Source organism: Aggregicoccus sp. 17bor-14, assembly GCF_009659535.1.
In the GTDB taxonomy this organism is placed as follows: domain Bacteria; phylum Myxococcota; class Myxococcia; order Myxococcales; family Myxococcaceae; genus Aggregicoccus.
The window spans coordinates 130786-142915 of record NZ_VJZZ01000015.1; the positions used below are offsets into that span (position 1 = coordinate 130786).

Below are 12130 nucleotides of genomic sequence, written 5' to 3' on the forward strand. Positions count from 1 at the left end.
TTCTTGCTCAAACCTTGTCGAGCCGCCCGCGGACGTGTAGGAGGCCCAGCGTGCCGAAGCGGAACTCACGGGGGCTGGTGCTGGTGGTGGAGGACGACTTCGCGCTGCGGCGTGCGATCGCCGAGGCGCTGGTGCTCGCGGGCTACCGGGTGCGCGCGGCGGCGGACGGGCGCGAGGCCCTGCTCGAGCTCTCGCTGGAGCCCACCCGGCCCTGCACGGTGGTGCTGGACCTCGCCATGCCCACGATGACCGGCGAGGAGTTCATCGAGCGGCTCAAGAGCTCCGACGCGCTGGGAGACGTGCGCATCGTGGTGATCACCGCGATGCAGCCGCTCCCCCGGCTCCCGGTGCAGGCCCTGCTCGCCAAGCCCTTCCAGATGGCCGAGCTGCTGGACGCCGTGAAGCAGGCCTGCGGCTAGACGGTCAGCGCCTTCGCGGTCTCCACGAAGAGGCGCAAGGGCCCGGAGCGCTGGGCGCGGCTCGGGTAGTAGAGGAAGAAGCCGGGCACGGTGGGCGCGTACGCCTCCAGCACCCGCACGAGCTTCCCCGCGCGCACCTGCTCCATCGCCGAGGGCTCGAAGGCGTAGGCGAGCCCCAGCCCCTGGGCGGCGAGCGACACGCTCAGCGCGTTGTCGTTGGTCACCACGCTTCCGCGCACGGGGATGCGCCAGTTGCGCCGCCCGCGCTCCAGTTCCCACGCGTACAGCGTTCCGCGCGTCTGCGAGCGGAAGGTGATGCACTCGTGGCGCAGCAGGTCCTCGGGGCGCTCGGGCGTCCCGTGCCGGGCGAGGTAGTCGGGGGAGCCCACCACGACGAAGCGGAAGGCGTCCGTGAGCCGAACCTGCACCATGTCCCGCTCGATGGACTCGCTCAGCCGCACGCCCGCGTCGTAGCCCTCGGCCACGATGTCCACGAAGCGCTCCTCGATCACCACCTCCACCTCGATGCGCGGGTGGCGCGCGCAGAAGGTGGGCAGCACCGGCGTGATGAGGAAGGGGACGGAGGAGCGCGGCACGGAGAGCTTCAGCCGGCCCACCACCTCGCCGGGACGGGCGGCCGCCTCCCCCAGCGCGGCGAGCGCCTGGCTCATGCCCGGGCCCGCGCTCTCCACCAGGCGGCGCCCCGCCTCCGTCAGGGCCACGCTGCGTGTCGTGCGGGTGAGCAGCACCACCTGCAGCTGCTCCTCGAGCTGGCGCACCGACTGGCTCACCGCGGACGCGGACACGCCGAGCTCGCGCGCCGCCGCGCTGAAGCTGCGCAGCCGGGCGACGGTGAGGAACACCTGCAGCTGGGGGAGGAGCGCGGTCTTCATTGTGAAGCCCTGCTTCAAAGCCCATCCACCAGCCGGCGTCTACTGCCGCGCGAGGGCGGGGCGTATCTCTGGGTGCATCGGAGCACAGCCCTTCACCCAGGAGAGACGAGATGCAGAAGGTTCAAGCTTATGGCGCCCCCGCAGCAGGCAAGCCCCTCGCGCCGATGACGGTCGAGCGCCGCGAGCCGGGTCCGCGCGACGTGGTCCTCGACGTCCTCTACTGCGGCATCTGCCACTCGGACATCCACCAGGCGCGAGACGAGTGGGGCGGGGGTGTGTTCCCCATGGTGCCCGGCCACGAGATCGTGGGCCGCGTCGTGCAGGTGGGCAGTGAGGCGCGCAAGCTCAAGGTGGGCGAGCTCGCCGGAGTGGGCTGCATGGTGGACTCGTGCCACGCCTGCGCGCGCTGCAAGGAGGACCTCGAGCAGTTCTGCGAGAAGGGCATGGCGGGCACCTACAACAGCACCGAGATGGACAGGAAGACGCCGACCTACGGCGGCTACTCGGCGCGCATCGTGCTGGACGAGCGCATGGCCCTGCGGATTCCGGAGGGATTGGACCCCGCGGCCGCAGCGCCCCTGCTGTGCGCGGGCATCACCACCTACTCGCCGCTGCGCCAGGTGGGCGTGAAGAAGGGCGACCGCGTGGGCGTGGTGGGGCTCGGCGGCCTCGGCCACATGGGCGTGAAGCTCGCGGCCTCGATGGGCGCGCACGTCACCGTGTTCAGCACCTCGGGGAGCAAGGAGGCGGACGCGCGCCGCCTCGGCGCCACCGACTTCGTGGTGACGAAGGACCCCAAGGTCTTCGAGCGCCTGGCAGGCCAGTTCGACGTCATCCTCGACACCGTCAGCGCGCCGCACGACTACAACGCCTACCTCGGGCTGCTGCGCCCGCGCGGCACCATGGCCATCGTGGGTGCGCCGCCAGAGCCCACGCAGCTGCACGCCTTCAGCCTCATCCTCGGCGGCCGGCGGCTCCTGGGCTCGGTCATCGGCGGCATCGCCGAGACGCAGGAGATGCTCGACCACTGCGCGAAGCACGGCATCGCCTCCGACATCGAGCTCATCCCGGTGCAGCAGGTGAACGCGGCATACGAGCGGGTACTCAAGAGCGACGTGCGCTACCGCTTCGTCATCGACATGGCGAGCTTGAAGCGCTGAGTGGAAAGGAAAGGAGACACCATGCTGAAGAAGCGCAGGTTGGGAAGGCAGGGGCTCGAGGTCTCGGAGCTGGGACTCGGCTGCATGGGGATGAGCCAGTCCTACGGCACCCCGGACGAGGCTGAGTCGCTCGCGACGCTCGACCGGGCGCTCGAGCTGGGGGTGACCTTCTTCGACACCGCCGAGGTCTACGGCCCCTTCCACAACGAGGAGCTGCTGGGCCGGGCGCTGAAGGGACGGCGCGAGCGGGCCGTCATCGCGACCAAGTTCGGCTTCCGCATCGAGGGCGGGAAGATCACCGGCCTGGACAGCCGCCCGGAGCACGTGCGCGAGGTGGTGGAGGCCTCGCTGCGCCGGCTGCAGACGGACCGCATCGACCTGCTCTACCAGCACCGCGTGGACAAGCAGGTGCCCATCGAGGACACCGTGGGCGCGATGGCCGAGCTCGTGCGCGAGGGCAAGGTGCGCTACCTCGGCCTGTCCGAGGCAGGGGAGGGCAGCATCCGCCGTGCCCACGCGGTGCACCCCATCTCCGCCCTGCAGAGCGAGTACTCGCTGTGGGAGCGCAACCTCGAGGAGCGCATCATCCCGACGCTGCGCGAGCTGGGCATCGGCCTGGTGCCCTTCTCGCCGCTGGGCCGCGGCTTCCTCACCGGCACGGTTCCGCGGGCGGAGTCGCTCCCCGAGGGGGACTTCCGCCGCAACGACCCGCGCTACCAGGGCGCGAACTACGACGCGAACATGCGCATCGCCACCACCGTGCAGGAGCTGGCCAAGAAGAGGGGCGCAACGCCGGGACAGGTGGCATTGGCGTGGCTGCTGGGGCGCGGCGAGGACGTCGCTCCCATCCCGGGCACCAAGCGCCGCAAGTACCTGGAGGAGAACGTCGCCGCGGCGAACCTGAAGCTCTCTCCCGCCGAGACGGCGCAGCTCGATGCGGCCCTTCCGCCGACCACCGGCCCCCGCTACAGCGCCCCCCAGATGGCGATGGTCGATCGCTGAGGACCCAGACGCCATGGCCATTACCGAGCGCGCACAGCGCAACCACGCCGCCCTCTTCCCCGGGCGTGAGTCCACCCTGAAGGAGACCGATCCCGAGCTGGTCGAGCTCTTCGACAACTGGGCCTTCGACGAGGTGCTCCGGGAGGAGGCGCTGGACGAGAGGACCCGCCTCATGGTGCAGCTCGCGGGAATCATCGCCTCGCACGCCGTCGCCGAGTACCGCGTGATGCTCGGTGCCGCGCTCGAGGTCGGCGTGACGCCGGTGGAGGTGAAGGAGCTCGTCTACCAGGCCGTGCCCTACGTGGGCATGGCCAAGGTGTTCGACTTCCTCCACGCCACCAACGAGGTACTGCGCAGCCGCGGCATCTCGCTGCCGCTGGAGCGACAGTCCACGACGAGCCCCGAGACTCGCCGCGAGAAGGGGCTCGCCGTGCAGAAGCGCCTCTTCGGCGACGTCATCGACAAGATGTACGCGCAGTCGCCGAAGGATCAGCTCCACATCCAGGAATTCCTCTCCGCCAACTGCTTCGGCGACTACCTCACGCGCCAGGGGCTGGACCTGAAGACCCGCGAGCTGCTGACCCTGGCCATGCTCGCGGCGCTGGGAGGCTGCGAGCCGCAGCTCGCGGGCCATGTCGCAGGCAACCTCGCGGCAGGCAACGACCGGCGCGCGCTCGTCGGCGCCGTGACGCAGCTGCTCCCCTTCATCGGCTACCCGCGCACGCTCAACGCGCTGCGCGTCATCAACGAGGGCACCTCGCGCTGAGCCTCGCCCTCGGCCCCGGTTGTTGTTGACCCCAGGCCCTCTTCGAGCCGAGCGTGGCTCGCAGGCAGTGGTAGAAGCACGATTGCCCGCTCGCCGAGGTCCATCGCGCATGCTCGTCTTCGAGATCATCATCGCCCTGCTGCTCGGTGGCGCGGGGCTCACGGCGCTCTCGCGGCGCCTGGGAACGCCGTACCCTGCGATGGTGGCGCTCGCCGGCGCTGCGCTCGCGCTGGTTCCCGGCACGCCGACGCTGGTGCTGGACCCCGAGCTCGCGCTCACCCTGTTCGTCGCGCCCGTGCTGCTGGACGCCGCGTTCGACTCGTCCCCGCGCGACATGGCGGCGAACTGGCGCACCATCGCGGGCCTCGCCATCGGCGCGGTCGCGCTCACCATCTTCGTGGTGGCGGGGGTGGCGCGGCTGCTCGTCCCGGACATGTCCTGGGCGGTCGCCATCGCGCTCGGTGCCATCGTCGCGCCACCGGATGCGGCGGCGGCGACCGCGGTGCTGAAGCAGCTGCGGCCTCCGCACCGGCTCCTCGTCATCCTGGAAGGGGAGAGCCTCTTCAACGACGCGAGCGCGCTGCTCGTCTACCGGCTCGCCGTCGGGGCCGCGGTCGCCGGCTCCCTCTCTCCGATGAGCGCCATCCCGCTGCTGCTGGTCGTCACCGTGGGCAGCGTGGTTCTGGGGCTCGTGCTGTCGCGGGTGATCATCCAGTTGATCGCTCGCATCGAAGACGTCGCGATCGCCGTGGTCGTCCAGTTCTGCGGAACCTTCGGCGTGTGGATGCTCGCCGAGCAGCTGCACCTCTCCGGCATCCTCACGGTCGTCGTCTTCGCGATGGCCTCCGCCCGACGCTCCGCGGAGCTGACGCCGGCGCGCCTGCGCATTCCCTCCTACGCGGTGTGGGAGTTCGCGGTCTTCGTGCTCAACGTCCTCGCCTTCATCCTGGTGGGCTTCCAGCTCAAGGGGATCCTCGAGCGCATCGACCGGCCCACGCTCTTCCGCTACGCGGGCATCGCGGCGGCGGTGTGCCTCGCGACCATCCTCGCGCGCATCGCCTGGGTGATGCTCGCTGCGGGCGTCAGCCGCTGGCGGTGCCAGGGCGAGGCGGGTGCCAAGGGCGGCCGGCGCGACACGGTGGGTCTGTCCCGGGGCGCTGCGGCGGTCGTGGGCTGGTGCGGCATGCGCGGCATCGTGACCCTGGCCGCCGCGCTCGCGCTGCCTGCGGGGGACGGGAATGCCCACGCATTTCCTTTCCGGGACCTCATCCTCTTCACCGCCTTCTCCGTCGTGCTCGGGACGCTGGTCGTGCAGGGGATGACCCTGCGCCCGCTCATCCGGGCGCTGAAGCTGCGGGACGACGGCTCGGTGGAGCGCGAGGTGCGGCTCGCCCGCGTGGAGACGCTGCGGGCCGCGCTGACCGCCGCATCGGCGCCTTCGGAGGACGAGATGGCGGAGCTGCTGCGCCGCCGCTACCAGGCCCGGCTGCGGCGGGCGGAGGCAGATCTGGCCGCGGACGGGAAACCTGCCGCACGGCAGAGCGCGCCGGACGGCACGAGCTTCGCCGCCGCGACGGCGCTCGCGCGCAAGGCGGCGGGGGCGGAGCGGCAGCGGCTCATCGCCCTGCGCGCGGACGGCACGATCGGTGACGCCGCCTTCCAGCGCATCGAGCAGGAGCTCGACCTCGAGGAGCTCGACCTGCAGCAGCTCGAACCCGACACCGGCTCCACCGAGAGGGCTTGATGGCAACCCAGCGCGACTCCCAGCGGCCGTATGTGATCTGCCACATGGTGCCGTCCATCGACGGACGCATCGTGACCCGGCGCTGGGACCTGCCGGCCAGCGTCTACGAGGAGTACGAGGGCACGGCCCAGACCTTCGGTGCCAGCGCCTGGATGATCGGCCGCATCTCCATGGAGCCCTACGCCGGCAAGGCCCGGGTGCCGGTGCGCAAGAAGGGAAGCCCCATTCCGCGCAAGGACTTCATCGCGAAGCGCGACGCCGGGTCCTACGCCATCGCGCTCGACCCGTCCGGAAAGCTCACCTGGAAGTCGAGCGCCATCGACGACGAGCACGTCATCACGGTGCTCACCGAGCAGGTCTCGGACGACTACCTCGCCTTCCTGCAGGCCAAGGGCGTCACCTACGTCTTCGGGGGCAAGACCGAGGTGAACCTGGGACGGGTCCTTCGGAAGCTGCGCAAGGAGTTCGGAATCGAGAAGCTGCTGCTGGAGGGGGGCGGTGGCATCAACGGCTCCTTCCTCGCTGCGGGCCTCATCGACGAGCTGAGCGTGCTCGTGGCGCCCGTTGCGGACGGCTCCATCGGCACGCCGACCCTCTTCGATGCGAAGGAGGGAAGGGGGGCGGTGCGCCACCTGAAGCTCGAGTCCTTCGAGAGGCGCTCGGGCGACCTGCTCTGGCTGCGGTACACGCTGGAGCGGTGACACTGCATCGGTATCCGTGAGGGCGTGACGTGAGCTGCAGTTCGGACGAACACTGGGTGTCCACGCCGAAGGGGCGCCTCTACGCACGCACCTGGCGGCCGAGCGAGGGCGAGCGGGGCGCACCAGTACTCCTCTTCCACGACTCGCTCGGCTGTGTGGACCTCTGGCGAGAGTTCCCGGCGGCGCTGTGCGCAGCCACGCAGCGCCGGGTCATCGCCTACGACCGCCTCGGCTTCGGCCGCTCCGATCCCCGCCACGACGTCCTGCCGCCCAGCTTCATCGGCGACGAGGCGTCCGTGCTTCCTGTGCTCAGCGCCGGGCTGGGCTTCGAAGCGTTCGTCGCCTTCGGTCACAGCGTCGGCGGAGGGATGGCGGCCTGCTGTGCAGCGCGCGCTCCCCAGCAGGTGCAGGCGCTCGTCACCGAGGCTGCCCAGGCCTTCGTCGAGGAGCGCACGCTCGCCGGCATCCGCGCCGCCAGGGCGGAGCTGACGCAGGACCCGCAGCTCAGTCGCCTCGCGAAGTACCACGGCACCAAGGCTCGCTGGGTGCTCGAGGCGTGGACCGAGACGTGGCTCTCACCCGCCTTCGCGGCGTGGAACCTGGACGAGGAGCTGGGCAAGGTCCGCTGCCCCGTGCTCGCGATCCACGGCGACCAGGACGAGTTCGGCTCCGTGCAGCAGCCCGAGCGCATCGGCGCACGCGTGCGGGGGCCGGCGACGGTGCACGTCATCTCCGGATGCGGGCACGTGCCGCATCGCACGCACTCGGAGGAGGTGCTCCGGCAGGTGCGCGCCTTCGTCGACGGAGTGGCGAACACCGCGGGGGCGTGATGCTCTGGCTGGCGCCTCTACGAGGCGCTGGCCCTGCTGCCCGACGGCACCTCCACCGGTGCGCTCGGCTGCAGTGGCAGCAGCACCGTGAACTCGGCGCCCTCACCGGGCGCGCTGCGCACCGTGATGCTGCCGCCCAGGGACTCGACGATGGTGCGCGAGATGTAGAGGCCCAGGCCGAGGCCGCCGTAGTGGCGCTCCGAGACGGCGCGCTCGAAGCGATCGAAGATGCGCGAGAGGTGCTCGGTCGGGATTCCGATCCCCGCATCCGCGACGATGAGGCGCGCCTGCTCTCCTGCGCGCTCGAGCGAGACCGTCACGGGCTTGCCCTCGCCATACTTGAGGGCGTTGTCCACCAGGTTGGTGACGACCTGCTCCACGCGCAGCCGGGCGGTGCGTGTGGGCAGCGAGTCCGGGACGTGGAGGGTGAGCGTGGCGCCGGTCTGCTGCGCCTCCGGCTCGAAGCGGGTGACCACCTCGCGCACGAGCGCGCCGAGGTCCGCGGGCTCGAGCTCCATCCGGAAGCGACCGGAGGAGATGCGCGACACGTCCAGCAGATCGTTCACGAGCGCCGTGAGCCGGTCGATCTGCCGCCGGGCGGTCTCCGTGTGCGCGCGGACCTGCCGCACGAAGGGAGAATCCGGCTGCTGCGCCACCGCCCTCGCGATGGCCTGCAGGCGCAGCGCCATCGGCGTGAGCGGCGTCTTGAGCTCGTGGCCCGCGACCGAGAGGAAGGTGTCGCGCGTCTCGATGGCCTCGTTCAGCGCCGCAGCCTGTCGGCGCTGCTCGTCGATGTTCACGCTGGTGCCGAACCAGCGCACCACCTCGCCCCGCGCGTTCTGCAGGGGCTTGCCGCGGCTGAGGAACCAGCGAAGGACTCCGTCTGCGCCGCGGATGGGGAACTCCATCTCGAAGGGCTCGCCCGTCGAGACCGAGTGCTTCCAGCGGGCGACCGTCTGCGGAAGGATCTCCGGGTCGTGGAGCGCGCCCCAGCCCCAGCCCAGGCACTCCTCGCGTGAGCTGCCCGTGTACTCGAACCAGCGCTGGTTGAAGTAGTCGATGGCGCCGTCCGGCCCGGCGCTCCACGCGAGCTCCGGGAGGTTCTCCACGAGGACGCGAAACTGCTCCTCCGCCTCGCGCACGCGCTCCTCGGCCTGACGGCGCGCCGTCACGTCGCTCGCGGCGCCGAACCACTCGAGGATGCGGCCCTCTTTGCTGAGGATGGGGACCACGCGCGTGAGCGTCCAGCCGAGGGAGCCGTCCGCGTGCCGGACGGGGTGCTCGAGCGAGAACACGCGCCGCTCGCGGATGGCCGCGGAGATTGCCCCGGAGACGGCCGCGCGATCCTCGGGTGGGATGTAGCGCTCGAGCCAGCGCTCCGTCGGCGCCGGGCTCTCGGTGAGGGCGCCCTGGTCGTCGATGGGGAACATCTGCTCCCAATCCGGGCTCATGCGGAACAGAGAGACCGTGCCTGCCGTGGCGAGCGCACGGAAGCGGCGCTCGCTCCTGCGCTGCTCCGCCTCCGCCCGGGCACGCCCGACGGCGGCCCAGGTGCGGTCCGCGACCTCCTCCAGGAGCGTCACGTCCTCCTCGCTCCAGCGCCGGGGCCCCGAGTGGTGGATGAAGAGCAGGGCGGTGAAGCGGCCCGCCTTGATGAGGGGGACGCCGAGCACCGAGCGCGTCTGGATTCCCTCGAAGGCCGGGAGCGACGGGCGCAGCAGGACGTCGCGCTCCACGTCCGGCACGGACACGGTGCGGCCCGCCTTGAGCCCGGAGATGATGGATGCGCCGAAGTCCTCCAGCCGGTGGCGTCCCGCCACGCTCGGCATGCCGTCGCGCGTCCAGTCGCGCTCGATGGTGATGAACTCCTGCGCAGCGTCCACCTCCCCGTAGCCGACCCGGTCGACGCCGAGCTCGCGCCCGATGGCCTCCGCTGCGGCGGCCATCACCGCCTCGGGCTCGGCGAGGTCCTGGAGGCGCTTCTCGAGCGCGAGGCGGAAGGCCTGGCGAATCTGGAAGCGGTACTGCGCCGTCGTCTCCGCCACGGCGCAGAACATGCCGGCGACGTCGCCCTGCTCGTCGCGCACGGGGGAGTAGGAGAACGTGAACCAGGTCTGCTCGTCGAAGCCGCGCCGGTTCATGAGCAGCGGCAGGTCCTGCCGGTAGGTGCCCTCACCGCGCAGCGCGGCGTCGATGAGCGGCTTGATGTCCGGCCAGATCTCCCGCCAGATGTCCTCGAAGCGCGCCCCGAGCGACGCGGGGTGCTTGCCCGCGAGGATCTCGGCATACGCATCGTTGTAGAGGAAGCCGAGCTCGGGGCCCCACGCGACGAACATCGGGAACTTCGAGGTGAGCAGGAGCCCGACGACGGAGCGCAGCGACTGGGGCCACCCCTGCGGCGGGCCGAGCGGTGACTTCGACCAGTCGTGCACGCGCATGAGGGCGCCGACCTGTCCGCCGCCCTCCATGAAGGAGAACACCTGGGCCTGCCGTGGCTGTGCCTTCGGGTTCAATCGTGCCTTCCGCAGAGTGCCGTCCACGGCCCTCATAGCAGCATCGGTCGGATGCGAACGGAGACTGCGGCAGGTGGCGAGAGGGCGGAACGCTCGCACTGTCGCCGGGTGCACGGACAGGCGGCCAGGCTCCAATGGCCCACCTCCCGAGCGTCCCATGCGCTCTTGAGCATGGCGACCGTGTCACCCGGCCCGCGAAACTGCTCACGGCCTCTCTCCGGCGCTGCGGTCCGGAACGATTGCAGGGCACGCTGCCGGGAATTAGCTCTGCCCGAGTGCCGGAGAGCTGGGCGCCACCAGTGCCTTCTGGTCACCCATCGAGGGAACGTCTCGGCATGCCCCATCGCATCCTGCACGTCGTCACCAACGTCGCCCACTACGACGACCCGTCCGAGCCGACCGGGCTGTGGCTCTCGGAGTTGACCCACGCCTGGCAGGTGTTCGAGGACCACGGCTGCCAGCAACGGCTCGCCAGTCCGAAGGGGGGACGCTCGCCGCTGGAGCCGCGCTCGCTGAAGTGGCCGAACCTCGATGCGACCGCGAAGGCCTGGCAGGCCGACCCGGCCCGCATGGCGCTGCTGGCGAATACCGTGCGGCTCGACGAGCTCGAAGCGGCCGACGTGGACGCGATCTACCTCACCGGCGGCCATGCCGTGATGTGGGACTTCCCGGAGGCGCCCGCGTTGCAGCGCCTCACGCGCGACGTCTACGAGCGCGGTGGCGTCGTCTCCTCGGTGTGCCACGGGTACTGCGGGCTGTTGAATACGAAGCTCTCCGACGGCCGCCTGCTCGTGGCGGGGCGTCGCCTCACGGGCTTCTCCTGGCGCGAAGAGGTCCTCGCGGGCGTGGCCAAGAAGGTGCCCTACAACGCCGAGGAGCAGGTGAAGCAGCGTGGCGCGCGCTTCGAGAAGGCGCTCTTGCCCTTCATCCCCAAGGTCGTGGTCGATGGCCGGCTGATTACCGGCCAGAACCCGCAGTCGGCGAAGGCGACCGCCAAGGCCGTTGTCGCGACGCTTCACTGACGCCGTTCTCACGACAGGCAGACCTTCAGCATGCAGACGATTCTCGGCGCGAATGGGCAGATCGCCATCGAGCTGGCGCGGGAGCTCCACAGCACGCACGGGGGCCTGCTGCGCCTCGTGAGCCGCCATCCTCGCAAGGTCAACGACACCGATGCGCTGGTCGCTGCGGACCTCCTGGATGCGAGGCAGACCGCCGCAGCGGTCGAGGGCAGCCGGGTGGTGTACTTCACGGCCGGGCTGCCGCCGGACTCGCGGCTCTGGGAGACGCAGTTCCCGGTGATGCTGAGGAACGCGCTGGACGCGAGCCGCGCGGCAGGCGCGAGCTTCGCGTACTTCGACAACACGTACATGTACCCGCAGGACGACCGGCTGCAGACGGAGGCGACGCCCTTCGCGCCCGTGGGACGCAAGGGCAGGGTGCGCGCGGCGATGGCGTCCATGGTCCTGGAGGAGATGGCGCGCGGCGAGATCCCCGTCCTGATCGGCCGGGCCCCGGAGTTCTATGGGCCCGGCAAAACACAGAGCGTCACCAACACGCTGGTCATCGACAGGCTCAAGGCCGGCGAGAAGCCGCGCGTGCCGGTGCGGGACGACGTGCTGCGCACGCTCATCTGGACGCCCGATGCGAGCCGCGCACTGGCGACGCTCGGCAATGCGCCGGATGCGTTCGGACAAACGTGGCATCTGCCGTGCTGCGACGACCGCCTGAGCTTCAAGGGGTTCGTCGGCATGGCGAGCGAGCTCTTCGGCGCGCGCTCCGACTACGCCGTGCTGGGTAAATGGACGCTGAAGGCCATGGGCCTGGTCTCCAAGCCGGCACGCGAAATCGCAGAGCTGCTGCCCCGCTACGAGCACGACAACCGCTTCGATTCGACGAAGTTCAAGCGCCGGTTCCCCGAGTTCGAGGTCGCGACGTACCGGCAGGGTCTGGAGCGGATCCGGAAGGAGTGGCGGTAGGGCACGGGAATCGAACTCGCCAGGGACAGCTCTCACTGCCCCTCACCGGTTTTGAAGACCGGGCCGGCCACCAGGTCCGGTTGCCCTACCGCGGTGGATTAGTGCCGGGAGGGTACTGACGCG

The 12130-nt window shown here is 70.6% G+C and carries 11 protein-coding genes and 1 tRNA gene; 9 read left to right on the forward strand and 3 right to left on the reverse strand.

What is annotated here, in order from left to right; all coding sequences use genetic code 11:
• Nucleotides 1-50: 50 nt before the first annotated feature.
• Nucleotides 51-419: a response regulator gene (locus FGE12_RS24655; protein WP_194798240.1), complete on the forward strand. Its 369-nt coding sequence runs from the start codon at nt 51-53 to the stop codon at nt 417-419.
• Here the strand turns inward: FGE12_RS24655 and FGE12_RS24660 are convergent.
• Entirely contained in the window at nt 416-1312 is an 897-nt protein-coding gene (locus FGE12_RS24660; RefSeq protein ID WP_153869036.1) for a LysR family transcriptional regulator, read from the reverse strand. The two genes, FGE12_RS24655 and FGE12_RS24660, sit on opposite strands and share 4 nt — an antisense overlap.
• 110 nt (nt 1313-1422) lie before the next feature.
• Between FGE12_RS24660 and FGE12_RS24665 the strand changes: the two genes are divergently transcribed.
• The 6 genes from FGE12_RS24665 (at nt 1423) to FGE12_RS24690 (ending at nt 7515) form a co-directional block, all read left to right on the forward strand.
• Nucleotides 1423-2472 carry an NAD(P)-dependent alcohol dehydrogenase gene (locus FGE12_RS24665; protein WP_153869037.1) on the forward strand — a complete coding sequence of 350 codons (1050 nt, stop codon included), beginning with the start codon at nt 1423-1425 and terminating at the stop codon, nt 2470-2472.
• Between the two features lie 24 nt (nt 2473-2496).
• On the forward strand, nt 2497-3474 hold the full coding sequence (locus FGE12_RS24670; protein ID WP_228531076.1) for an aldo/keto reductase: 978 nt from the start codon (nt 2497-2499) through the stop codon (nt 3472-3474).
• Between the two features lie 13 nt (nt 3475-3487).
• The gene (locus tag FGE12_RS24675) at nt 3488-4240 is read left to right on the forward strand and encodes a carboxymuconolactone decarboxylase family protein (RefSeq protein WP_153869039.1); all 753 of its coding nucleotides are present in this window, start codon (nt 3488-3490) and stop codon (nt 4238-4240) included.
• A gap of 109 nt (nt 4241-4349) precedes the next feature.
• Nucleotides 4350-5984 (forward strand): sodium:proton antiporter, encoded by a 1635-nt coding sequence (locus FGE12_RS24680; protein ID WP_153869040.1) that lies wholly within the window; start codon nt 4350-4352, stop codon nt 5982-5984.
• Nucleotides 5984-6685, forward strand: coding sequence for a RibD family protein (locus FGE12_RS24685; RefSeq protein ID WP_153869041.1), 702 nt, complete (start codon nt 5984-5986; stop codon nt 6683-6685). The genes FGE12_RS24680 and FGE12_RS24685 overlap by 1 nt, the downstream gene beginning before the upstream one ends.
• A gap of 56 nt (nt 6686-6741) precedes the next feature.
• Nucleotides 6742-7515 (forward strand): alpha/beta fold hydrolase, encoded by a 774-nt coding sequence (locus tag FGE12_RS24690; RefSeq protein WP_370459137.1) that lies wholly within the window; start codon nt 6742-6744, stop codon nt 7513-7515.
• A gap of 17 nt (nt 7516-7532) precedes the next feature.
• Here the strand turns inward: FGE12_RS24690 and FGE12_RS24695 are convergent, their stop codons facing one another.
• Nucleotides 7533-10028, reverse strand: a complete 2496-nt coding sequence (locus FGE12_RS24695; RefSeq protein WP_194798242.1) for an ATP-binding protein — start codon at nt 10026-10028, stop codon at nt 7533-7535.
• 335 nt (nt 10029-10363) lie between these two features.
• Here FGE12_RS24695 and FGE12_RS24700 point away from each other — a divergent pair, with 335 nt between their 5' ends.
• Both FGE12_RS24700 and FGE12_RS24705 read left to right on the forward strand, forming a co-directional pair.
• Nucleotides 10364-11050, forward strand: a complete 687-nt coding sequence (locus FGE12_RS24700; protein WP_153869043.1) for a type 1 glutamine amidotransferase domain-containing protein — start codon at nt 10364-10366, stop codon at nt 11048-11050.
• A gap of 30 nt (nt 11051-11080) precedes the next feature.
• A complete protein-coding gene (locus tag FGE12_RS24705) occupies nt 11081-12007 on the forward strand; it encodes an NAD-dependent epimerase/dehydratase family protein (protein WP_153869044.1) in 927 nt (308 codons plus the stop codon).
• Here the strand turns inward: FGE12_RS24705 and FGE12_RS24710 are convergent.
• Nucleotides 11999-12097: transfer RNA gene (locus tag FGE12_RS24710), tRNA-Sec, on the reverse strand. The genes FGE12_RS24705 and FGE12_RS24710 overlap by 9 nt on opposite strands.
• Nucleotides 12098-12130 lie beyond the last annotated feature (33 nt).

Bases quoted from the DNA above. Each gene is read 5' to 3' on its own strand.
- FGE12_RS24660 (WP_153869036.1), bottom strand. From the start codon at position 1,312: ATGAAGACCGCGCTCCTCCCCCAGCTGCAGGTGTTCCTCACCGTCGCC.
- FGE12_RS24665 (WP_153869037.1), top strand. From the start codon at position 1,423: ATGCAGAAGGTTCAAGCTTATGGCGCCCCCGCAGCAGGCAAGCCCCTC.
- FGE12_RS24675 (WP_153869039.1), top strand. From the start codon at position 3,488: ATGGCCATTACCGAGCGCGCACAGCGCAACCACGCCGCCCTCTTCCCC.
- FGE12_RS24680 (WP_153869040.1), top strand. From the start codon at position 4,350: ATGCTCGTCTTCGAGATCATCATCGCCCTGCTGCTCGGTGGCGCGGGG.
- FGE12_RS24685 (WP_153869041.1), top strand. From the start codon at position 5,984: ATGGCAACCCAGCGCGACTCCCAGCGGCCGTATGTGATCTGCCACATG.
- FGE12_RS24700 (WP_153869043.1), top strand. From the start codon at position 10,364: ATGCCCCATCGCATCCTGCACGTCGTCACCAACGTCGCCCACTACGAC.
- FGE12_RS24705 (WP_153869044.1), top strand. From the start codon at position 11,081: ATGCAGACGATTCTCGGCGCGAATGGGCAGATCGCCATCGAGCTGGCG.